This is a genomic window from Kineococcus sp. R86509, assembly GCF_042466365.1.
Lineage (GTDB): Bacteria > Actinomycetota > Actinomycetes > Actinomycetales > Kineococcaceae > Kineococcus.
Map to the genome: position 1 here is coordinate 640,634 of NZ_JAXHCE010000001.1, position 22,677 is coordinate 663,310.

Sequence of the window (22,677 nt, forward strand, 5' to 3'; positions counted from 1 at the left end):
GGATCTGGGATCAGGGGCACATATGACTCAGTGTGATCAGCGAACTACACCTGGTGGAGGGGTGGCGGAGCCCGCATCAGGGGGTGACGGCCGGCGCGTCGGGCGCCGAGACGTCGAGGACCTTCGCCCCCGCCGCCGTCGGGTCCTGCAGCAGCCGGAGCAGGACCTCGGCCTTGCGCTCGGGCCGGCTGTCGTCACCCCAGACGACCTCCGGGCCGTCGATCAGCCGGAACCGGACCGCGTCCGGCGTCGTCGCCGAGATCGACGCCACCTTGGAACGGACCGCGGTGGACAACGTCGAGTTCACCGCGATGGCAGCCTGGAGGGAGTCGTTGCCGGCGCTCGCCACGTCGACGTCCACCGTCGGGACACCGGTCGGTGCCGCGTCCTCGTGGACGAGGACGGTGCCCCCACCGTCGACGAGGTCGACTCCCCCACCGGTCGAGGGGACGGCCGCGACGGCCTGCCGCTCGTGCACCGTGACGAGCAGCGTGGAGGGCCACGAACGGGTCACGTCGGTGCTCTCCACCAGCGGCAGCGAGGACACGTCGGACGCGAGCGCCCGGGTGTTCACCCGGGCCAGGGCCCGCCCCTGCTGGCCGTCCACGACGGCCTGCACCGCGGCCAGGTCGGTCCGCTCGGTCCCGGTGATCCGGACCTGGTCGACGCGCAACCACGGAGACCCGAAGACCGCCCACAGACCGGCGGCGAGGACCACCACGAGACCGACCAGGACACCGATCGCGCGTCGACCGGGACGGCGGCGGCGGGCGCGACGGGCTCCCGCGAGGTCGGCCACCCGTGGTCGTTGCTGACCGGCCGGGCGTCCGGGGGCCGCAGCGGCCCCCTCCACCGGACGCGGACGGGCCACCGCGGGCTTCCGCGGGGCGTGCGCCGGGGCCTGGGCGGCCGCACGCACCGCGCGACGTCGCTGCGGGGCGCCGCTCGTCCGGGGCGCCTCGACGTCGCGCGGTGCCGGGGCGGGCGGGGACGACGGGGGCCGGCGGGGACGGGTCGGACGCGCGGGCATCAGCGGGCCGCCAGCAGGGCGAGGACCTCGGGTCCGAGCGTGGTGACGTCGCCGGCGCCGACGGTCAGGAACAGGTCGCCGGCGCGGACGGTGCCGGCCAGGACCTCGGCCGCCGCGGAGCGGTCCGGCAGGAACCGCACGTGCCCGGGCGGCAGCGGGACGGCGTCGGCCACCGACGCTCCCGTGACGTCGGGATCGGGGTCCTCCCGCGCGACGTAGACGTCGAGGACGACGACCTCGTCGGCCAGGCCGAGGGCGCGGCCGAACTCCGTCGCGAAGGTGCGCGTGCGGCTCACCAGGTGCGGCTGGAAGACCACGACGACCCGGCCGTCCCCGGCCACCGGGCGCGCGGCGCGCAGCAGCGCCTCGACCTCGGTGGGGTGGTGGGAGTAGTCGTCGACCACGCGCACGCCCGCGGCCTCGCCCTTGAGCTCGAAGCGGCGCCGGGCCCCGCCGAAGCGGGCCAGCCCCTCGAGGACGGGCACCGGGTCGGCGCCGAGCTCGAGCGCGGCGCAGTAGGCGGCGGTCGCGTTGAGCAGGTTGTGGTGCCCGGGCACGACGAGGCGCAGCTCGCGCCGCTCGGCCCCGTCGAGCAGGACCGCCGAGGGCGCGACCCCCGGGCGGACGTCCTCCAGCCGCACGTCGGCGGTGCCGGCCGTCCCGTAGGTCCGGACCCGGACCCCCCGGGCCCGCGCGTGCTCGACGAGCGCGGCGGACCCGGCGTCGTCGGCGCAGGCGACGAGCAGGCCACCGGGCAGCAGCCGGGCCACGAACTCCTCGAAGGCCGTGGCGTAGGCCTCGGCGGTGCCGTAGTGGTCCAGGTGGTCGGGTTCGACGTTCGTCACGACGTCGACGACGGGGGCGTAGGCGCGGAACGACCCGTCGGACTCGTCGGCCTCGGCGACGAAGGGACCCGAACCGTCCCGGGCGCCGCCGTCGCTGCCCCCGGTGAGTTCGCCCCCGATGGCGTAGGACGGGTCCAACCCGGCGGCGGAGAGGGCGACACCGAGCATCGAGGAGGTCGTCGTCTTGCCGTGGGTCCCCGCGACGGCGACCCCGGCGCGGCCGACCATCAGGGCCGCCAGCGCCTCGGAGCGGTGCAGCACCCGCAGACCCCGTTCCCGGGCCGCCACGAGTTCGGGGTTGCCCGTCCGGACCGCGGAGCTGACCACGAGGGTGTCCCCGGTGCCGAGGTCGCCCAGGTTCGCCGGGTCGTGCCCGACGAAGGTCGCGATCCCCAGCTCCCGCAACCGCTCCAGCGTCTCCGAGGCGGCCGAGTCGGTCCCGGAGACCTCGACCCCGCGACCGCGCAGCAACCGGGCGATCCCGGACATGCCGACCCCGCCGATCCCCAGCAGGTGCACCCGGCCCAGGTCCTCGAGCCCGCTCACCGGGCCACCGCCTCGATGAGGTCGGCGAGCTTCTCGTCACCGTCGTGGATCCCGAACCCCGCCGCCGCCGCGGCCGCCGCGGCCAGCGCCTGCGGGTCGGTGACCAGCGGGAGGACGCGCTCGCGCACGAACGCCGCGTCGAGGTCGGCGTCGGCCACGAGGACGCCGCCGCCGGCCGCGACGACGGACTCGGCGTTGCGGCGCTGTTCGCCGTTGCCGATGGGCAGGGGGACGTACACGCCCGGCAACCCGACCGCGGTGAGCTCGCTGACGGTGCCGGCGCCGCTGCGGCAGGCGACGAGGTCCGCCGCCGCGTAGGCCGTGTCCATGCCGTCGAGGTAGTCGCGGACGACGTAGCGGTCCTCGTCGGCGCCGACGGCCAGCGGGACCTGCTTGCCCCGCCCGGAGGCGTGCAGCACCTGGACGCCGGCCGCGGTGAGCTCCGCGGCGCAGGCCCCGAAGACCTCGTTGAGCCGCTGCGCGCCCAGCGAACCGCCCGTGACCAGCAACGTCGGCGCGTCGGGGTCGAGGCCGAGCTCGACGCGGGCCGCCCGCTTCAGCGCCGACCGGTCGCTCGACCGGGCCAGGGCGGTGATCTCCGAACGCAGCGGCATCCCGGTGTGCACGGCGTGCGGCAACGGCGTGCCGGGGAACGTCACGGCCACGCTCTTCGCCCAGCGGGCGCCGAGGCGGTTCGCGATGCCCGGCAACGCGTTCTGCTCGTGGACCACGACGGGGATCCCCGCCCGGCGGGCCGCGAGGTAGGCCGGCGTCGCGACGTAGCCGCCGAACCCCACGACGACGTCGGCCTCGACGTCCTCGAGGGCCGTCCGCGCCGCGGCGACGGCGGCGCGCAACCTGCCGGGCAACCGCAGCAGGTCGGCGGAGGGCTTGCGGGGCAACGGCACCCGGGGGACGACGGCGAGCGCGTACCCGCGTTGCGGGACGAGGCGGGCCTCGATCCCCTCGGCGGTGCCGAGCACCAGCAGACGCGAGGACGCGTCCCGGGCGCGCAGGCGGTCGGCGGTGGCGAGCAACGGGGCCACGTGGCCCGTCGTGCCCCCGCCGGCGAGCAGGACGTTCACTCAGGAACCCTTCGTCGTGCGCGTGCGCGTGCGCTGGGTCGGGGTCCGGCGCGGCAGCACGGCCAGCGAACGGGCGACCACCGACTCCCGGGTCCGGATGGCTTCGGGCGCACCGGGTTCGGCCCGCGCGAAGGAGAGCAGGATGCCCATCCCGAGGAGCGTCAGCACCAGGGCCGAACCACCCGCCGAGATGAAGGGCAGCGGAACGCCGATGACCGGCAGCAGGCTGAGCACCACGGCCACGTTCAACGTCGCCTGGCCCAGGATCCAGGCGGCGAAACCGGCGACGGCGAGCTTGGCGTAGAAGTTCCCCGAACGTCGGACCAGGCGGAGGGTGACCAGGGCGAGCACCCCGAAGAGCGCGAGGATCGTGAGCGTCCCGGGCAGGCCGAGTTCCTCACCGATGATCGCGAAGATGAAGTCGTTGTGGGCCTCGGGCAGCCAGGACCACTTCTCGCGGCTGGCCCCCAGACCGAGACCCCACCACCCGCCGGAGGCGAGGGCGTACTTGCCCTGCACGGGCTGCCAGGACAGTCCCTGGGTGTCGGCCGTGCCGACGAGCCAGTCCTTGACGCGACCGACCCGGTTCTCGCTGGTCACGACCAGCAACGTCGCCAGCAGGGCCCCACCCGCACCGGCGAGGGCGAACCACTTCGCCGGGACGCCGGCCACCCAGAGCATGACGGCCACGATGACCATCATGATCAGCGCGGTCCCGAGGTCCTTGGTGAGCAGCACGATCCCGACCGTGAGCCCGACGGGGAGCAGCATGGCGCCGACCAGCTTCCCCGGCTCACCCAGCTGTTCCCGCCGTCGGGAGAGGGCGAGGGCGAGGGCGAGCACCAGCGCGACCTTGGCGGCCTCCGAGGGCTGGGCGGTGAAGGACCCGACGTGGATCCAGTTCCGGTTGCCGCCCACGGACTTGCCCAGACCGGGGACGAAGACCAGCAGCTGGAGGAACGCGGACGCGAACAGGGCGGGCAGCGCGAGCCGCTGCCAGAGCCGGGCCGGGACCCGGCTCGCGATCATCAGGACCACGGCCCCGAGGACGGCGAACGTCGCCTGGTTGCGGAAGTAGTAGTAGGGGGTGCCCTTCTCGGTCAGCGACTCGACGCTGGAACTCGAGAGCACCATGACGAGTCCGATGACGACGAGCATCGCCGTGGTCCCGAGCAGCACGTGGTGGGTCGCCAACGGCGACTCCAGCAACCGGACCCGGTCGCGGACCCACTCCCCCGTCGCGTCCAGCCAGACGGGACGACGCCAGTTCGGCGCGCGCTTCCCGGCCGACGGCGGTTTCGGGCGGGTGCGTTCCTGTCCCGTGACCGCCACGTCAGGAACCTTGGGGGAACCGTCGGGTCACGGCGGCGGCGAACTCGTCGCCGCGGTGGCCGTAGGAGCGGAACTGGTCCCAGGAGGCGCAGGCCGGGGCGAGCAGCACGGTGTCCCCGGGCTGCGCGAGTTCGGCGGCGCGGGCCACCACGGCATCCATCAGGTCGCTCACCTCGCCAGTCTGCGGGAGGTCCACCTCGACCACCGGGACCTCGGGCGCGTGTCGTCGCAGCGCGTCGGCCACCAGCGCACGGTCCGCTCCCAACAGGACCGCGCCACGCATCCGGGGCCCGTGGGTCGTCACCAGGTCGTCGAAGGACCCGCCCTTGGCGTCCCCGCCGGCGATCCAGACGACGCTCTCGAACGTCCCCAGCGAGGCGTTCGCGGCGTGGGGGTTGGTGGCCTTGGAATCGTCGACCCAGCGGACCTCACCCGTCGCGGCGCTCGGCGCCGCGACGGTCGCGACCCGGTGCGGCGCAGGGCGGAACGCCCGGACACCGTCGCGCACGGCGATCTGCGGGACGCCCGCCGCCCGGACCAGCGCGGCGGCGGCGAGGACGTTCTCGACCGTGTGCGGGGGGACGGGTTCGCTCGAGCCCTCCGGCCGCAGGTCGGCGAGGGAGCAGAGTTCCGCGGCGTTGTCCCGGCGCTGCTCGACGAACGCGCGGTCGCAGAGGACGTCCTCGACCAGCCCGAGCATCGACAGTCCCGGGACCGCGCGGGTGAAACCGATGGCCCGGGCGCCCTCGACGACGTCGGCCTCGCGGACGAGGTCCTCGGTCACCGGGTCGGCGACGTTGTAGACGCAGGCCACCTCGGTGTTCTGGTAGATCCGGCCCTTGGCGAGCGTGTAGGCCTCCATCGACCCGTGCCAGTCGAGGTGGTCCGGGGCGACGTTGAGGACGGCGGCCGCCAGCGGGCGGACGGAGTTCTCCACGTCGGTGGACAGCCAGTGCAGCTGGTAGCTGGAGAGCTCCACGGCGAGGAACTCGAAACCGTGCGGGTGGCGCAGGGCCTCGACCAGCGGGGTCCCGACGTTGCCCGCGCTCGTGGCCCGCAGGCCGGCGGCGCGGAGCATCTCCGCGGCCATCTCGACCACGGTCGTCTTGCCGTTCGTGCCCGTCAGCGTCAGCCACGGCGCGGCGCCCGTCTCGGGACGCATCCGCCAGGCGAGTTCGACGTCGCCCCAGACGGGGACCCCGGCCCGGGCGGCGCCCACGAGGAGTTCGGCGTCGGGGTGCCAGCCGGGTGAGGTCACGACGAGGTCGTAGGCGTCCCACGGCTGCGGCGGGGTGACGACGTGCTCGGGTCCCAGCAGCACGGTCGCGCCGAGGACCTCGAGCAGGCGGGCCTTCTCCTGCTGGGTCTCCCCGGTCGCGGAGTCCACCACGGCGACCTCGGCCCCCACCTCGAGGAGCGCGTCGGCCGCGGCGAAACCGGAGATCCCGATGCCGGTGACCAGGGTGCGCAGGCCGGACCAGCGGGAGGTCAGGTGGCGCAGTTCGCGCACGCGGTCGGTGTCGTCGGCGCGCGGGTTGGGGTTGCCCAGCCAGCTCTCGAACACGGTCATCCGCCCGTCACCCACTGCGCGTAGAAGACCCCGAGGCCGAGGGAGACGAACAACCCGGCGATGATCCAGAACCGGATGACGATGGTGACCTCACCCCAGCCCGCCAACTCGAAGTGGTGCTGCAACGGGGCCATCCGGAAGATGCGTTTCCTGGTCAGCTTGAACCCCCCGACCTGCAGGATCACCGACAGCGTGATGATGACGAACAACCCGCCCAGCAGGACCAGCAGGATCTGGGTGCGGGACAGGATCGCCAGCCCGGCCAGGGCACCGCCGAGGGCCAGGGACCCGGTGTCGCCCATGAAGATCTTCGCGGGGCTGGCGTTCCACCACAGGAACCCGAAGCAGGCACCCATCACCGCGGCCGCGACGACGGCGAGGTCGCGCGGGTCGCGCACCTCGTAGCAGCGGGCCTCGACCTCGCGCAGCGTGTAGCAGCTCTGGTTGGACTGGAAGGTGCAGATGAGGACGTAGGCGGCGAGCACCATCGTCGTCGCCCCGGTCGCGAGGCCGTCGAGACCGTCGGTGAGGTTCACGCCGTTGCTCACCGCCGAGGTGATGACCAGCGCCCAGAGGACGAAGAGGATCGTCCCGCCGACGGCCCCGAACACGGCGAGGTCCAGGGAGGTGTCGCGCAGGATCGAGATGTGCGTCGACGCCGGGGTGGCGCCGCCGCGCGAGGCCGCCGGGAACTGCAGGGCCAGGACGGCGAAGACGATCCCGACGATCCCCTGGCCGGCGAGCTTCGCCCGGGCCGTCAGCCCGAGGCTGCGCTGCTTGGAGATCTTGAGGAAGTCGTCGAGGAAACCGACGATCCCCAGCCCGGTCATGAGCAGGAGGACGAGCAACCCCGACGCCGTCGGGGTCCACCCCGTGAACAGGTGCGCCGCCCCGTAGGCCAGCAGCGCGGCCAGGATGATGACGGCACCGCCCATGGTGGGGGTACCGCGTTTGGTGTGGTGACTCGTCGGGCCGTCGTCACGGACGAACTGTCCGTAGCCGCGCTTGACGAGCCAGCGGATGTAGAGCGGCGTCCCGAAGAGGGAGACGACGAGCGAGAACGCTCCCGCGATGAGGACGGTCCTCACGAGTTCGACGCCTCCGTAGCTTGCGTGCTGTCCGTAGTGCTGGTGGGGGTGCTGATGAGGGTGGTCGCGAGCCGGGCGAGGCCGGCTCCGTTCGAGGACTTCACGAGGACGACGTCGCCGGGACGCAGCCGTGGCCGCAGGAACTCCAGCGCGTCGTCGACGTCGGTGGCGAACGCCGCCTCCTCCCCCCAGGAACCCTCCATGACGGCTCCCGTGTAGATCGGGCGGGCACCGGCCCCCACGACCAGCAGCTGGTCGACGTCGAGGCGGACGACGAGGCGCCCGATCACGTCGTGCTCGTCGCGCGAGGCCGGGCCGAGTTCGAGCATCTCGCCCAGGACGGCCCAGGTGCGCCGCGTTCCCGAGGGGGTCGTGGCCATGCCGACCAGCGCCTTCAGCGCGGCCCGCACCGAGTCGGGGTTGGCGTTGTAGGCGTCGTGGACGACGGTGACCCCGTCGGCCCGTTCGACGACCTGCATGCGGCCCGGGCTGAGGTCCTCCGCGGTGGACAGCGAGGCCGCCACCTCGGTCAGGGCCCGGCCCGTCCCGAGGGCCACGGCCGCCGCGGCCAGGGCGTTGGTGACCTGGTGCTCGCCGTGCAACCGCAGCGTGACGGGGGCATCGGCGCCGGCGTGCTGCAGGGTGAACCGCGCCCGTGCGCGGTCGTCGAGCTCGACGTCCACCGCGCGGACGTCGGCACCCGGGCTGCGACCGAAGGTGAGGACGCGGGCCCGGGTCCGCGACGCCATCGCGGCGACGCGGTCGTCGTCGGCGTTCAGCACCGCGAGACCGTCGGCGGTCAGCGCCTCGACGAGTTCGCCCTTGGCCAGCGCCGTCGCCTCGAGGGAGCCGAACTCCCCCGCGTGCGCGGACCCGACGACCAGTTCGACGCCGACGTCGGGCGGGGCGATGGCGCAGAGGGTGGCGATGTGACCGATGCCACGGGCGCCCATCTCCACCACCAGCGACGCCGTCGCCTCGTCGGCGCGGAGCACGGTCAGGGGCGCACCGATCTCGTTGTTGAAGCTGCCGACGGGGGCCACGACGGGACCGCCGGGCGCGAGGACGTGCGCGAGCAGGTCCTTGGTCGTGGTCTTGCCCTGGCTGCCGGTGACGCCGACGACGAGGGGGCCGGCCACTCCGGCGTGTGGTGGTCTGGCGCGCAGCCGGTCGAGCACGCCCCGGGCGAGCCTCCCCAGCGCCGCGACCGCGTCGTCGACGACGACCAGTGCGGCGGCCGGGTCGAGGTCGACCGCGCGTTCGCCCAGCACCACGCCCGCCCCGGCGGCCACGGCCGCGGCGGCGAAGTCGTGACCGTCGACCCGCTCCCCGGGCAGCGCGACGAACAGGGACCCGGGGACGGCGGCCCGGGAGTCGATGACGACCGGTCCGGTCACCTCGGTGGACCCGGTGCCGGCGAGGAGGCGGCCTCCGGTGAGTTCCGCCACCTCCGCCGCGGTCAGCGCGATCACGACACACCCCCTGGTAGGGCCGCGGACCTGCTCCGCCGCCACTGCTGCAACGCCGCCCCGGCGACCGCCCGGTCGTCGAAGGGCGTCACGCCGCCCGCGCTCTCCTGACCCGTCTCGTGGCCCTTGCCCGCGAGCAGCACGGTGTCCCCCGGTCCGGTGCAGCGCTCGAGGGCGGCCGCGATGGCGTCGGCGCGGTCGGCGACCTCGACGACCTCGGCGGGCCCGGAACCCGCCCCGGCGAGCACGGCGGCGCGGATCGCCGCGGCGTCCTCGGAGCGGGGGTTGTCGTCGGTGACCACGGCGACGTCGGCGAGGGCGGCGACGGCGGCCCCCATCAACGGCCGCTTGCCGCGGTCGCGGTCCCCGCCGGCACCGAAGACGGCGACGAGGCGGCCCGGGGTGATCTCCCGCAACGCCCGGAGCACCCGCTCGAGCGCGTCGGGGGTGTGGGCGTAGTCGACGACGACGAGCGGGGCGTCCTCGTCGGCCGGGACGGGCTGCATCCGACCGGGGACGCCGTCCGCCGCGGCCAGCCCCGCCACGACCCCGGCGGGAGCCAGCCCGAGCTGCAGCGCGGCCACGACGGCCAGGGCCGCGTTCGCGACGTTGAAGTCCCCCGGCAGCGGGCAGACCAGGTCCAGGACGACGTCGCCCCGGCTGAGTCGGAACGAGCTGGAGGCCCGGCCGACGTCGACCCGGGAGACCAGCCAGTCGGTCCCGGCCGTCCCGACCGTCGTGACGGGGACGCTCGCGCGTGCGGCCAGCTGCAGACCCCACCGGTCCTCGTCCGCGGCGTCGACCCAGACGACCCCGGTCCGGGCGTGGGCGGGGGTGAAGAGCAGGGCCTTGACGGCGAAGTAGTCGGCCATCGACCCGTGGAAGTCCAGGTGGTCCTGGGACAGGTTGGTGAACAGCGCGACGTCCACGACGAGTCCGTCGACGCGGTGCTGGGCCAGGGCGTGGCTGGAGACCTCCAGCGCGCAGCCCTGCACCCCCGCCGCGACCATCCGGGCGAGCAGCGCGTGCAGGTCCGGCGCCTCGGGGGTGGTGCGCACGCTCTCGACGCGTTCACCGGCGATGCGGGTCTCCACCGTCCCCAGCAGGCCCGTGGTCCAGCCCACCGAGCGCAGCAGCGACTCGACCAGGTAGGCGGTGGTGGTCTTGCCGTTCGTGCCGGTGACGCCGACGGTGCGCAGGCGGTCGCCGGGGCGGCCGAAGATGCGGGCCGCGAGGTCACCGAGGACCGCGCGGGGCTCGTCCACGACGAGGACCGGCAGACCGGCGGCGGTGACGAGACCGGCCCCGTCGGGATCGGTGAGGGCGGCGACGGCCCCCGCGGCGGCGGCCTGCGCGGCGAAGGCGGCACCGTGGACGTTGGCGCCGGGCAGGGCTGCGTAGAGGTCACCCGCGCCGACCCGACGGGAGTCGAGGGTCACCCCGGTCACCGGGGGTCCGGGAGGGGTCGTGCGACCGCCGACGAGCGAGGTACCGAGGACCTGCGCGACGTCCGAGAGGTTCAGCGGGCCGCGGGCGCCGAGGGCGTCCGGGCCGTCGTTCAACGGCACGGTGGGAGGCTACCCGTCCTCGTGGGGGCGCCCGTACCGCTCGGCCTGCGTGTCCCGTTCCCGGTGCGTTCCGGTCGGCGGTTCACTGCGCCCCCGTGCTGTCCGCGACGGCACCCTGACTGATCTCGGCCTCGGCGCCCTGGTCACCGCCCCAGGTCAGCGGGAGGTCCGCGGCGGGTTCCGCGGACGGCGTCACCCCGCGCTGCAACAGGGCGTAGGACATGACGTCCTTGAACACGGGGCCCGCGGCCGAACCACCGTAGTAGTTCGTCTTGGGGTCCTGCAGGATCACCGCGACGACCAGTTCCGGGTCGTCGGCCGGGGCCAGTCCGATGAACGACGCGGTGTAGCCGGAGTAGCGGCCGAGGTCCTGGTCGTAGCGCGCGGCGGTACCGGTCTTGCCCGCGACGAGGTAACCCGGGATCGCCGCGGCGGCAGCGGTCCCCTCCTCGCTGACCACGGCTTGCATCATGTCCCGCAACGTCTTCGCCGTCGCGGGACTCACCACCACGGAGGAATCGCCGGCCGCTCCGGCCACGTAGTTGCCGTTCGGGTCCGACGTCCCGGCGATCAGCGTCGGTTCGATGCGGACGCCGTCGTTGGCGATGGTCGCGAACACCGAGGCCGCCTGGACCGCGTTGACGGACATCCCCTGGCCGAACATGACGGTGAAGCGCTGGGTCCCCGAGTAGTCCTCGGGTTTGGCCACGATGCCGGCGGTCTCCCCGGGGAAGTTCAACGTGGTCTTGCTACCGAAGCCGAAGGCCCGCTGGTACTCGTAGATCTCCTCGGCCTTCATCTTCTCGCCGGCCATGATCGTGCCGATGTTGCTGGACTGGGCGAGGATCCCGGCGAGGGTGAGCTTCTCGTCCCCGTGGGGGTGGGAGTCGTGGAACACCTTGTCCGAGCGCTTCAGCTCACCGGGGACGGTGAAGGGGCTGTCCTCGGAGAACACCTTCTCCTCCAGGACCGCGGCCAGGGTGACGACCTTCGCCGTCGAGCCGGGCTCGAACGCCTCGGTCAGCGCCGTGTTCAGCAGCTGGTTGTTGGTGAAGCTGGTCATGTTGGCGGGGTCGATGCTCGGGGCGCTGGCCAGGGCGAGCAGCCGCTGTTGCTTGTCCATGATGACGACGGTTCCGGAGATCGCACCGGTCTCCGCGACCTTGGCCACGATCGCCGACTGCGCCTTCCACTGCAGGTCCGAGTCGATGGTCAGGTGCAGCGAGGTGCCGTCGACGGGTTCGACGGTCTCCCTGTCCCCCAACGGGATCTCCTGACCGCCGAGGCTGCGCTCGTACTTCATCGAGCCGTCCGTACCGGTGAGCAGGGTGTTCTTCGCCAGCTCCAGACCGCCGAGGGGGTAGTCGCTGACGACCCCCGTCTCCTCGTCCGTGACGGGCGTGCCGAGCACCCCGACCAGCGTGGAGGAGGCCGATCCCGTCGGGTAGATCCGCTGGGTCTGACGCTTGGAGGTGATGCCGCTGACCCCCGCGTCCGCGACCTGCTGCCACAACTCTGGCGTGATGCCGACGGCGACGACGGCGTACTGGTCCTTGGGCCGCTTCTTGGTGAGCTTCGTGGTGAGGGTCTGCTCGTCGATCCCCAGGATCGGCGCCAGCAGCGCGGCCGCGCCGGAGGGTCCCTGGCCGAGGGACTCCTTGTACTTCGACCCGTCGGTCTGGTTGGTGTTGAACGTCTCGATCGTCGACGGGTCGGCGATCACGTCCCGCCGTTCGACCGAGGTCGCGAGGACCACGCCCTTGTCGTCGAGGATGTCCCCGCGCTTGGCGTAGAGCTTCGTCTTCGACGTCCGCTGCTTGAGGGCGTCCTCGGCCAGGGACGACGCGTCGGCCCCCTGCAGCTGGACGAGGCGACCACCGAGGACCGTCAGCCCGAACAGGACGCCGACGCTGTAGACGCGCATCCGCATGTCGGGACGTGGCGCGCCGTCGCCGGAGCCGTGGGAGCGGTTGCGACGGAGTCGGGACACGCGGTGACCTCTCGGGACTTCGGGGCGGGCTTGTGACGTGTCGGGTGGGTCGACCGTCAGTTGCTCGGGGTCTCACCCTGGGCCGGAGGGTTCGACGCCTTCGGCGCCGGTGTCGGGTCGCCGACGGCGGAACTCCCGGTGAGGTGCACCGCGTCGGGCGCCGGGACCATGCCGAGCGTCTGCGCCTTCGCCGCGAGCTGACCGGGCGAGGACGCGGCGGCCAGCGACTCCGCGGCCGCCTGCTGCTGGTCGGCGAGACGCTGGGACGTGACCTGCAGGTCGGTGATCTGGTAGGCGTCACCGGCGATGGCGATGTTCGTCATGAGCAGCCCGAACAGGCCGAGCGTCAGCATGAGCACGCACGCGACGGGGAGCGGGATGCGCAGCCGACGGATGGCGGGCGGGGTGATGACCTGCAGTTCGGGACGGGCGGCAGCCGCGTCCTGACGCGCCTTGAGCTGGCGGACCGGAGCGTTCCGGGCCGCGATCAGGGGCTGGCTCATCACGGCGTCCTTCCGTCGGTCGTGCCGGGCTCGTCCGGCTCGAGGTGGTCTGCGGTCTCGAACTGCTGGTCTTCGCGTGGAGAACCGGAGTTCCCGGGGGTTCGGCCACCGGTGCGTTTCCGGCGCCTCGACGCCGGGTCCGTTCCGGTTGAACCATCACGATCTTCGCGGGGCAGGCGACGCACGGCGCGGAGGCGCGCCGACGCGGCGCGCGGATTCTCCGCGAGTTCCTGCTCGTCGGCGGTTTCTCCCCCGCGGGTCAGGAGTTCTGCTCGCGGCCCGGAACCCGCTGGCACGAAAGGCAGGTCGGGCGGGGCGGAACTCGTCGAGAGTTCCCGCAGCACGTTCTTGGCGATGCGGTCCTCGAGGGAGTGGAACGTCAGCACCGCGAGCCGACCGTTCGGCGCAAGCCGTTCGAACGCCGCCGGCAGCGACCGCTCCACGACGCCGAGTTCGTCGTTGACCTCGATGCGCAACGCCTGGAAGGTGCGTTTGGCCGGGTTGCCGCCGGTGCGCCGGGTGGCGGCAGGAACGTTGGCGCGCACCAGGTCCACCAGTCGCGCAGAAGTGGTGAAGGGTTCCAGCTCACGTTCGCGGACGATCGCCGAGGCGATGCGCGGGGCGAAGCGCTCCTCGCCGTAGATCCGGAGGATCCGCGTCAACTGGCTGTGCGAGTAGGAGTTCAGGGCGTCGGCCGCCGTGGTGGGCGCGCCGCGGTCCATGCGCATGTCCAGAGCCGCGTCCCGGGAGTAGGAGAAACCCCGCTCGACCTCGTCGAGCTGCAGCGAGGAGACACCGAGGTCGAAGAACACCGCGTCGACGGTTTCGATCCCCAGGTCGTCCAGCGCGTCGTCGAGACCGTCGGAGACGCTGTGCACCAGGGTGACCCGGTCGGCGAACTCGTGCAGGCGGGCGGCGGCGAGTTCCAGGGCCTGCGGGTCACGGTCCATCCCGACGAGGCGGAGGTCCGGGTGGCGGCGCAGGAGTTCGTGGGCGTGCCCGCCCATGCCGAGGGTGACGTCGACGCTCACCGCACCGGGGTGGCCCAGGGCCGGGGACAGCACCTGCGTGCAGCGCTCGAGCATCACGGAGGCGTGACGACGGGCGGCGTCGTCCGCCCTGCCCTGCGCGTCGCCCCGCGGGTCGTCCTCGTCCATCGTCGTCACCCCCCGGGTTCCTGCGTGCCACTGCTTCCTGCTGCCCCTGCGGAGCGGCGGCCGTAGGCCGCGGTCCCCATCCGCTCGTGCTCCGACGGCCCTGGCGCCGGGGAAGTGGCGTCAGGACCGGCGGGACAGAGCGGCTGGAGGCCGCGGCCGACGGTCGGTGTCTCGACCTCGATCCGGAGGTCGGGGATCACAGGATCCCCGGGAGGACCTCCTCGCGCTGGCCCGCGAAGGCGGGTTCCACCTCGTCGAGGTAGGTCTCCCAGGTCGGCAGGTCCCAGAGCTCGACGCGGGCACCGGCACCGATGACGGCGACGTCGCGTTCGAGTCCGGCGTAGGTGCGCAGCAGCGGCGGGACCGTGACCCTCCCCTGCTTGTCCGGCAGCTCGCTCGAGGCACCCGACAGGAAGACGCGCTGGTAGTCGCGCGCCTCCTTGTTGGTGAGCGGCGCCTGCCGCATCTCCTCGTGCATCTGCTGGAACTCCTGCATGGGGAAGATGTAGAGGCAGCGTTCCTGCCCCCTGGTGATGACCAGCCCGTCGAGCAACTGGTCCCGAAAACGAGCCGGGAGGATCAGTCGACCCTTGTCGTCCAGACGCGGTGTGTGGGTTCCGAGGAACACCGCGCACCCCCACCCGGACGGGTCGTCGTCCGGTCCTGGCGGACCGGACTCCTCCACCGTACTCCACTTTCCTCCACGGTCAACGTGCGTCGACCCGGAGTGACGGTCCGATCGAGCCGTCGACGCAGGTCAGAGGCGTGGGGCGCCGGGGAGGGCCGGTGGAGGGCCGTGGGCTCGCCACGCTGCGCGCACGGCCCGCCAGGCCGTCCGGGAGCCCTTCGGGGAGCGGTCCGCGCGGGTCGTGGAGCGGTGTGGAGGAGCGGGGGGTGGCGGGGTGGAGGGAGGTGGGGGGAGGTGGGGGGAACGGGTGTGGGAGTGAACGGGCGGAGCGCCTGTGTCGTGGGGCAGAGTGGAGCCGTCGCGTGCTGGGGTGCTCGGACCTGAGGGGTTCGGGCACCCTTCGGCGGCTTAGGACGTTCGTACCCGCGGACGCCCATCGACGAGACGAGGCCACGTGACCACGACGAGCGCACTCCCGGGCAGCCACTCCGGCGAGCCCCTCGCCCTCGACCCCCGAGAGCTCCCCGCGGCCCTGGAACGCCTGCGCGGCACCGCCGACGCGCTGGCGACGACCGTGGACCGGGTCATCCAGGGCAAGGACGAGACGGTCCGCCTCGCGCTGACCGTCCTGTTCGCCGAGGGGCACCTGCTCGTCGAGGACGTGCCCGGGGTCGGCAAGACGATGCTCGCCAAGACCCTCGCCCGGGCCGTGGACGGCACGGTCCGCCGCATCCAGTTCACCCCCGACCTGCTTCCCAGCGACGTCACCGGGTCGAGCATCTGGAACCAGGAGCGCGCTGCCTTCGAGTTCCGCCCGGGCGCGGTGTTCGCCAACGTCGTCATCGGCGACGAGATCAACCGCGCCTCGCCCAAGACCCAGTCGGCGTTGCTGGAGTGCATGGAGGAGGGCCAGGTGACCGTGGACGGCACCACCTGGAAGCTGGACCGGCCCTTCATCGTCTTCGCCACCCAGAACCCGGTGGAGATGGACGGCACCTACCCGCTGCCCGAGGCGCAGCGCGACCGGTTCATGGCCCGGATCTCGATGGGCTACCCCTCGGCCGACGCGGAACTGACCATGCTCAACGAGCACGGCGGAGCCGCCCCCCTGGACGCCGTGAGCCCCGTCGTGGACGTCGCCGAGGTCCGGCTCCTCGCCCGGGCCGTCCGCGGCGTGCACGCCGCCGAGGCGCTCAAGCAGTACGTCGTGGACCTGGTGCGGCGCACGCGGGTGCACCCGGACCTGCGTCTGGGTGCCTCGCCCCGCGCCGCCCTGCACCTGCTGCGGGCGGCCCGCTCCCGGGCTGCGCTCGAAGGGCGTGACCACGTCCTGCCCGACGACGTCCAGGCCCTCGCGGTCCCCGTCGTCTCCCACCGCCTGCTGCTGACCGCGGACGCTCTGCTCGCCGGCCGGGACGGGTCCGACGTGGTCACCGACGTCCTGCGCACGACGGCCCTCCCCTCGCCGCGGTGAGCGCACGGTGAACCAGGGTCCGGTTCGTCTGCGCCCGACCGCGCGGGGGTGGTCCTTCGCCGGCGTCGCGGTGGTGCTGCTGATCGGCGCCCCCGTGCTGGGGCAGCGCGACATCCTGCGGGTGGGGGTTCTGCTGGCGGTGCTCCTCGTCGTCGCCGGCTGGTCGTCGGTGCGCAGCGCGAGAACCCTCGACCTCGTGGCGAGGTCGAAGTCCGAACTGGTCGAGGCCGGGGTCTCCAGCATCGTGCGGTTGACCGTCCTCGGCCGGTCGCGGTCCGGCGTGCGCCTCGTGGTCGAGGACCAGGCTCCACTGACGCTCGGTGGGACGGCGCGCCTCGCCGTGCCGCGCCTCAGGGAGGGCCAGACCCTCGACCTCGAGTACACGGTGAGGGCTGAGGTCCGGGGGTCCTACCCCCTCGGACCGGCGACGTTGATCGCCCGTGACGTGTTCGGGCTCGTGACGGCCAGCCGGACCGTCGGTGAGAGCGTCACCCTCGACGTCCTGCCCCGCGTCCACCCGCTGGCCGACCTCACCCTCGGCGAGCTGGGTGGAGCCCGCGGTTCGTCCGCGAGCGCCTCGGCGGCCGCCTCCCCCGACGACTTGTCGATCCGGGAGTACCGCGTCGGCGACGACCTGCGTCGGGTGCACTGGCGCTCCACCGCTCGTCGCGGGTCGGTCATGGTGCGTTCCGACGAGCACCCGGGCCGCCCCGACGTGGTGCTGCTGCTGGACAGCCGGGCCGGAGCGCACGCGGGCCGGGGCGCGGGTTCCTCGCTGGAGTGGGCGGTCAGCCTGACCGCCTCGGCCGCCGTGCACCTGCACCGGCGCGGGCACCGCGTCCGGCTGCTGCACGACGGCGCCTTCGACCCCCCGCGCGAGCTCGACGACACCTCCGCCGTCCGTGGGTTGATGCGCTCACTGGCCCGGTTGCAGCCCGGCTCGCCGGACGGGCTGGCGCGTTCCACCGCCGCCCTCGGTCGCGCCGAGTCCACCCTGCTGGTCGCGGTCCTCGGTGCCGTCGACGAGGACGACGTCGCTCCGCTGCTGGCTGCGCGCCCGCTCGGGGTGCCCGCGCTGGCGATCCTGGAACGGACCGCGGCCTGGGCGAGTCCCGGGCCGTCGGAGGACGGCGCCGGTCTGCAGCGTGCGCACCTGGTCCTGGCCCGGGCCGGCTGGCGCACCGCGCTCGCCGGTCCCGGTGACCCCGTCTCCGACGTCTGGGCCCGGCTGACCCGCACCGGTGCGCGGGGAGTACCGACGGGGGTCTCCTCCGGCACGGCCGCCGGCGTCAGCGACACCACCCCGCTCACCGACCAGGAGGTCACCCCGTGACCCGAAGTGCCCGTACGGCCCTGTGGGCGGGAGTCGCGAGCGCCGCCGCCGTCCTCACCCTGCGTCCGCTCGTCGTCTCCTCCGGGTGGGTCGTCGGGGCCCTGGGGATGGTCTGCGCCGTGACCGCCTCGGGGTTGCTGGTCCGGGGGCTGTTCCGTCGTCGGGGGCTCGCCGTCGGGGTGCAGGTCCTCGTCCTGCTGGCGGTGCTCCTCGTGCTGTTCGGCGGGAGCACCACCCTGCTCGGGGTCGTCCCCACGCCCAGCACCCCGGGCCGGTTCGTGCAGCTGGCCACCGACGGGGTGCAGGTCATCCGTCGCTACAGCGTGCCGGCCGTCGACCTGCGGGGGCTGCGGTTGCTGCTGGTGACGGGTGCGGGGCTCACGGCCCTCGCCGTGGACCTCTTCGCCGTCACCCTGCGACGGCCCGCGCTGGCGGGTTTGCCGCTGCTCGTCGTGATGGCGGTGCCGTTGGCCCTGGCCCCCGGCGGTTCGGGGGCGATCACCTTCGTCATCGCGAGCATCCCGTTCCTGGTGCTGCTGGCGAGCGACCGTCGCGGGGCCTTCCTGCGCCCGGCCGGGTCCGCCCGCCGTTCGGTCGCAGGGGTGACCGCGAGCGCCACGGCGGCCGTCGCGCTCGTGGCCGCGATCGCCGTGCCCGCAGCGGTCCCGGGTCTGGACGAACGGCCGCTGACCATCGACACCGGCCCGGGCGACACCATCGCGGTGATCAACCCGATCCTGAACCTCAAGGCCAGCCTGGGCGCGCGGTCGGACGCCACGATCCTGACGTACCGGACCGACCAGCCCGATCCCGCGCCGTTGCGGATCGTGACCGCCGATGTGTTCGACGGCGAGACCTGGGCGCCGAGCACGGGGGCGGACATCCCCCGCAGCCAGCGGGTGCAGGACGGGTTGTCCCCTGCGCCGGGCCTCTCCGAGGTGGTGCGCGACGCCTCGACGGTGCGCACCACCTCGATCTCGGTGCGCGGGCTGGACCAGACGTACCTCCCGCTGCCGTACCCGAGCCTCAAGGTCGCCATCAACGGCGACTGGCTCTACGAGACCGACAGCCTCAACGTCGTCGGCGACGGTGAGACGACCCGGGGCCGCTCCTACACGGTGAACCACCTCGAGGTGACGCCGACGGAGGACCAGCTGCGGGCCGCCCCCGCGGCACCGGGCGACATCGAGTCGCGCTACACCGAGCTGCCGAAGGACCTGCCCCCGGTCGTGCAGCAGACGGCCCAGCAGGTCACGGGCGGTGCGAGCAACCCCTACGAGCAGGCCGCCGCGTTGCAGCAGTGGTTCCGCTCCACTGGGGGGTTCACCTACTCGACGGACGCCCCCAACGACGGCGGCACGAGTGCGGTCGTGGACTTCCTGACCCAGAAGTCGGGCTTCTGCGTGCAGTTCGCCTCGGCGATGGCCGTGATGGCCCGCTCGCTGGGGATCCCCGCCCGGGTGGCCATCGGGTTCCTACCGGGTCAGGAGAACTCCACCGGCGGCGACGACGGCACCAGCAGCTGGCGGATCAGTGCGCAGGACGCGCACGCCTGGCCGGAGCTGTACTTCGAGGGGGTGGGCTGGACCCGCTTCGAACCCACGCCCGCCACCCGGACCGGTCGGTCGCCGTCCTGGACGGTGCCGCTGACCCCGGTGCCGACCGCGGCTCCGTCCTCCTCGGCCTCGGCGCCCGTCGCCGGGCCGTCCGCCTCGTCCCCGACGGCGACCTCCTCGACCTCGACCGCGACCGCGAGCGGCGCGGCTGACGCTGCGCCGCTGACCGGCTGGGGCCGGGTGGCCGCGCTGCCGTGGGGGTGGATCCTCGGGGCCCTGCTGCTGGTGCTGCTGGTCCTCACGCCGTGGGTGTCGGCGGTGGTGACCGGGCGGCGGCGGTGGGCCGGGGTGCACGACACCGGTTCCTCGGCGGAGGCGGCCTGGTCGGAGCTGGAGGAACGGGTCCACGACCTGGGGGTGCACTGGTCCCCGTCGACGACGCCCCGTCAGCGGGCGGCGGAGTTGCTGGCGTTCACCGTTCCCGGCTCGCCCGCGGCGGAGGAGGTCCAGCGGATGCGCGCGGCGGTGGAGGGCAACCGCTTCGGCTCCCGGCCCACCGCGGCGGGTTCGGTGCTGGTGGAGTCGCGCTCGGCGGCCCAGACCGGGCGCCTGGTCCGCGCCCAGGTCGACGTCGTGGTCGACACCGTGGCGGCGAGCCGGTCGCGGTGGCAGCGGTGGCGGGCGCGGCTGTTCCCGATGGCCGGGGTGCGTCGGCTGCTGGCGTGGTGGGACCGGGACTGACCGGTCCCCGGCTCACCGGGGTACGACGAGGACGGGCGCCGCGAGGATCTCGCGGCGCCCGTCCTGGTGTTCTGCGTGTGGTCCGCACCGGACCGGGTCCGGTGCGGCGTGGATCACCACTGACCGCGTCGGCGGTCCCACCGTTGCTCGAGGCGTTCCATGAAGGACCCGCTCTTCCGCGACTTGGCCGGTCGCGTCGGGCGTGGGCCACTCGCGGGAGGCTGTCCGGCGGCGGTCCCCGACGTTCCCCGAGCCGGCGAGAAGGCCCAGATCGTGCCGGCGAGCATGACGATGAAACCGCCTGCTCCCAGCCAGATCAGACTCATGCTGGCCCCGATGATGAGGAGCACGAGACCCACCACGACGGCAGCGATGCCGATGAAGAGGCGCCGCTTGGCGGCGCGTCCGTGACGAGAACCTTTCATGGCGTTGGCGAACTTGGGATCGTCCGCGGACAGCGCACGTTCCATCTGCTCGAGCAGACGCTGCTCATGTTCCGAGAGCGGCACCTGTACCTCCTGGCGTGCGCACGTTGAGCTTCAAGGATATGTCCCCGCGGCTGCGGACGAAACTCGGCTTACCACATCGTCGCGTACCGACCGTCGTGCCGTGGTGCTGTTGGCGTGTCTCGTACCTCTGCCGGATGAACGACGCAGCTCTGCAGTCGGTTCCACCGCAGGTCAGACGAGTGTGCCGGATGGCCACCGGAAACGCTCCCCCGGGTCGGGCGATCACCGGGGGGTGAGGAGAGTGGCGGGTCTCACACTCCCGGCTCCGAAGCGGGCACCCGCCTGGTCGACCGCCCCGTCGGCGTCGCGCCACCCGTGGGCCCGTTCCCCGAGGACCAGCTGGCGCGGCTGGGTCGCGGCGTCGGCCAGCCCTTCCAGCCGGACCCCGACCAGGCGCAACCGGGCGCGGTCCAGGGCGAGGGCGTCGAAGAGGTCACGGGCGGTCGTGTGGATCTCCCGGGTGACGTCGGTGCGTTCGCGCAGGGTGCGGGACCGGGTGATCGTCGTGAAGTCGGCGAAGCGGACCTTGAGGACGACCGTGCGTCCGGCCATCCCCGCGGCCCGGGCGCGCGAGGCGGTCCGCTCGGCCAGCCGCAGCAGTTCGCGGTGCACCACCCGGGGGTCGTCGACGTCGCGGGAGAACGTCTCCTCGGAACCGATGCTGCGTTCGGGAGCGGCCGCCACGACCCGACGTCCGTCGCGGCCCCAGGCCAGGGCGTGCAGGTGCTTGCCGGTGGCCTCCCCCAACCCCCGCACCAGGGTCGACTCCGGCGTGTGGGCGATGTCGGCGACGGTCCGCAGGCCGAGCCGGGCCAGCGCCTCCTCGGTGCGCTCCCCCACCCCCCACAACGCCGAGACGGGCAGCGCGTGCAGGAAGGCGACCGTCTGGGCGTGCGGGACGACCAGCAGGCCGTCGGGTTTGGCCCCACCGGAGGCGAGCTTGGCCACGAACTTCGTCGAGGCGACCCCGACGGAGCAGGTGATGCCCTGCTCGTCGGCGATCCGGTCACGCAGGGCCGCGCCGATCTGGGCCGGGCGGCCGAGGCGGCGGAGCGCACCGGAGACGTCGAGGAAGGCCTCGTCGAGGCTGAGCGGTTCGACGAGCGGGGTGACCGACCGGAACACCTCCATGACCCCTGCGGAGATCCGGGAGTAGTCCTCGTGGTGCGGGAGCAGGACGGTGGCGCTCGGGCACAACCGCCGGGCGCGGGCCATGGGCATGGCGGCGTGCACTCCGTAGCGGCGGGCCTCGTAGGTCGCGGACAGCACCACCCCGCGGCTGCCGCCGCCGACGATGACCGGGGTGCCGACCAGGTCGGGACGGCGCAGCAGTTCGACGGAGGCGTAGAAGGCGTCCATGTCGACGTGCAGCACCGTGCAGCCGGAGTCGTCGTCCTCCAGTCCCCAGCCACCGGGCGCGCTGGGACGCCGCAGCTGCCGGCGGCTCACCGCCCCCTCCCCGTGGGAGGGAGCGGTTCAGCGGGTCGCGTGCAGGTGCAGGTGGCCGGCGAGACCGAGCAGCTCCGGTGAGGCCGAGGCCCGCGACTCCAGCTCGCGCAGGAGGGCGAGGGCGTCGTCGGACCCGGTGCCGGCCGAGGGCACGACGTCGCTGAAGGTCCGGGTTCCCTCGACCGCGGTGACGTCGAACCCGACCACCTCGGCCAGGGCCGTCGCCGAGGCGCGGTCGAAGCGTCGGCGCAGCGGGTCGTGCCCGCTCCAGCGGTGGTCGGGGTCGGAGAGCACGTGCAGCGCCTGGTCGAGGTGACCCGCGAGGACGCGGGACAGGACGGTCGCCGGCCACTGCGCGACGAGCAGGCTGAGCCGGCCCCCGGGGCGCAGGACCGTGTGCGCGGCCCGGAGCGCGGCGGCCGGGTCGTCCACGACCTCGAGGACTCCGTGGCAGAGCAGGACGTCGACGCTGCCGGGTTCGAGGACGGCGGCGAGGTCGGACGCGTCGCCCTGCAGGGAACGGACCCGGTCCGACAACCCCGCCTCGACGGTGCGGCGCTCCAGCGCGGCGAGGGCGTCGGGCGAGGGGTCGACGACGACGACCCGGTGACCCAGCGCGGCGACCCGCACGGCGAGCCCGCCGGTGCCGCCACCGAGGTCGACGACGGTGAGTTCAGCGCTGCCCGAGCCTCCGGACCCCGCGGCCGCCTCGAGCAGGCGTGCGACCCCTTCCCAGAGGACCGTCGACGTGCGGGGACGGCCCCGTTCCTTCGCCACTCGTTCCTCCAGGGTCGTGCGGTTCGT

18 protein-coding genes are annotated in these 22,677 nt (G+C 73.6%); 3 read left to right on the top strand and 15 right to left on the bottom strand.

Going from position 1 to position 22,677, the window contains the following annotated elements:
• Positions 1–76 precede the first annotated feature (76 nt).
• The 12 genes from SJY07_RS03120 to mraZ form a co-directional block, all read right to left on the bottom strand.
• Positions 77–1,030, bottom strand: a complete 954-nt coding sequence (locus SJY07_RS03120; protein WP_380156963.1) for a cell division protein FtsQ/DivIB — start codon at positions 1,028–1,030, stop codon at positions 77–79.
• On the bottom strand, positions 1,030–2,421 hold the full coding sequence (gene murC / locus SJY07_RS03125) for a UDP-N-acetylmuramate--L-alanine ligase (protein ID WP_380156965.1): 1,392 nt from the start codon (positions 2,419–2,421) through the stop codon (positions 1,030–1,032). Before murC ends, SJY07_RS03120 begins: the two co-directional genes overlap by 1 nt.
• Positions 2,418–3,506, bottom strand: coding sequence for an undecaprenyldiphospho-muramoylpentapeptide beta-N-acetylglucosaminyltransferase (murG, locus tag SJY07_RS03130; RefSeq protein ID WP_380156967.1), 1,089 nt, complete (start codon positions 3,504–3,506; stop codon positions 2,418–2,420). Before murG ends, murC begins: the two co-directional genes overlap by 4 nt.
• Positions 3,507–4,838, bottom strand: coding sequence for a putative lipid II flippase FtsW (gene ftsW, locus SJY07_RS03135; protein WP_380156968.1), 1,332 nt, complete (start codon positions 4,836–4,838; stop codon positions 3,507–3,509). It lies immediately after the preceding gene.
• A gap of 1 nt (position 4,839) precedes the next feature.
• Entirely contained in the window at positions 4,840–6,408 is a 1,569-nt protein-coding gene (gene murD, locus SJY07_RS03140; RefSeq protein WP_380156970.1) for a UDP-N-acetylmuramoyl-L-alanine--D-glutamate ligase, read from the bottom strand.
• Entirely contained in the window at positions 6,405–7,496 is a 1,092-nt protein-coding gene (gene mraY, locus SJY07_RS03145) for a phospho-N-acetylmuramoyl-pentapeptide-transferase (RefSeq protein WP_328295691.1), read from the bottom strand. The genes murD and mraY overlap by 4 nt, the downstream gene beginning before the upstream one ends.
• Entirely contained in the window at positions 7,493–8,968 is a 1,476-nt protein-coding gene (gene murF, locus SJY07_RS03150; RefSeq protein ID WP_380156972.1) for a UDP-N-acetylmuramoyl-tripeptide--D-alanyl-D-alanine ligase, read from the bottom strand. The genes mraY and murF overlap by 4 nt, the downstream gene beginning before the upstream one ends.
• Entirely contained in the window at positions 8,965–10,533 is a 1,569-nt protein-coding gene (locus SJY07_RS03155) for a UDP-N-acetylmuramoyl-L-alanyl-D-glutamate--2,6-diaminopimelate ligase (protein WP_380156974.1), read from the bottom strand. The genes murF and SJY07_RS03155 overlap by 4 nt, the downstream gene beginning before the upstream one ends.
• A gap of 82 nt (positions 10,534–10,615) precedes the next feature.
• Positions 10,616–12,523, bottom strand: a complete 1,908-nt coding sequence (locus SJY07_RS03160) for a peptidoglycan D,D-transpeptidase FtsI family protein (protein ID WP_380156976.1) — start codon at positions 12,521–12,523, stop codon at positions 10,616–10,618.
• Positions 12,524–12,579: 56 nt separating this feature from the next.
• Positions 12,580–13,026 carry a hypothetical protein gene (locus tag SJY07_RS03165; RefSeq protein ID WP_328295687.1) on the bottom strand — a complete coding sequence of 149 codons (447 nt, stop codon included), beginning with the start codon at positions 13,024–13,026 and terminating at the stop codon, positions 12,580–12,582.
• Positions 13,026–14,183, bottom strand: a complete 1,158-nt coding sequence (gene rsmH / locus SJY07_RS03170; protein ID WP_380162129.1) for a 16S rRNA (cytosine(1402)-N(4))-methyltransferase RsmH — start codon at positions 14,181–14,183, stop codon at positions 13,026–13,028. The genes SJY07_RS03165 and rsmH overlap by 1 nt, the downstream gene beginning before the upstream one ends.
• 196 nt (positions 14,184–14,379) lie before the next feature.
• A complete protein-coding gene (gene mraZ / locus SJY07_RS03175) occupies positions 14,380–14,811 on the bottom strand; it encodes a division/cell wall cluster transcriptional repressor MraZ (protein ID WP_328295686.1) in 432 nt (143 codons plus the stop codon).
• Positions 14,812–15,265: 454 nt separating this feature from the next.
• Between mraZ and SJY07_RS03180 the strand changes: the two genes are divergently transcribed.
• From SJY07_RS03180 to SJY07_RS03190, 3 genes are read left to right on the top strand one after another with little or no spacing between them, the layout of a single operon-like run.
• On the top strand, positions 15,266–16,285 hold the full coding sequence (locus tag SJY07_RS03180; RefSeq protein WP_380156979.1) for an AAA family ATPase: 1,020 nt from the start codon (positions 15,266–15,268) through the stop codon (positions 16,283–16,285).
• A gap of 7 nt (positions 16,286–16,292) precedes the next feature.
• Positions 16,293–17,618, top strand: a complete 1,326-nt coding sequence (locus SJY07_RS03185; RefSeq protein WP_380156981.1) for a DUF58 domain-containing protein — start codon at positions 16,293–16,295, stop codon at positions 17,616–17,618.
• Entirely contained in the window at positions 17,615–19,915 is a 2,301-nt protein-coding gene (locus SJY07_RS03190; RefSeq protein WP_380156983.1) for a transglutaminaseTgpA domain-containing protein, read from the top strand. Before SJY07_RS03185 ends, SJY07_RS03190 begins: the two co-directional genes overlap by 4 nt.
• 113 nt (positions 19,916–20,028) lie before the next feature.
• On the opposite strand, the gene SJY07_RS03195 is transcribed toward SJY07_RS03190, so the two are convergent.
• The 3 genes from SJY07_RS03195 to SJY07_RS03205 form a co-directional block, all read right to left on the bottom strand.
• Positions 20,029–20,424 (bottom strand): DUF3040 domain-containing protein, encoded by a 396-nt coding sequence (locus SJY07_RS03195; RefSeq protein WP_328295682.1) that lies wholly within the window; start codon positions 20,422–20,424, stop codon positions 20,029–20,031.
• A gap of 222 nt (positions 20,425–20,646) precedes the next feature.
• Positions 20,647–21,873 carry a DNA polymerase IV gene (dinB, locus tag SJY07_RS03200; protein ID WP_328295681.1) on the bottom strand — a complete coding sequence of 409 codons (1,227 nt, stop codon included), beginning with the start codon at positions 21,871–21,873 and terminating at the stop codon, positions 20,647–20,649.
• A 27-nt stretch (positions 21,874–21,900) separates the two neighbouring features.
• Entirely contained in the window at positions 21,901–22,650 is a 750-nt protein-coding gene (locus SJY07_RS03205; protein WP_380156986.1) for a methyltransferase domain-containing protein, read from the bottom strand.
• Between the last annotated feature and the right edge of the window lie 27 nt (positions 22,651–22,677).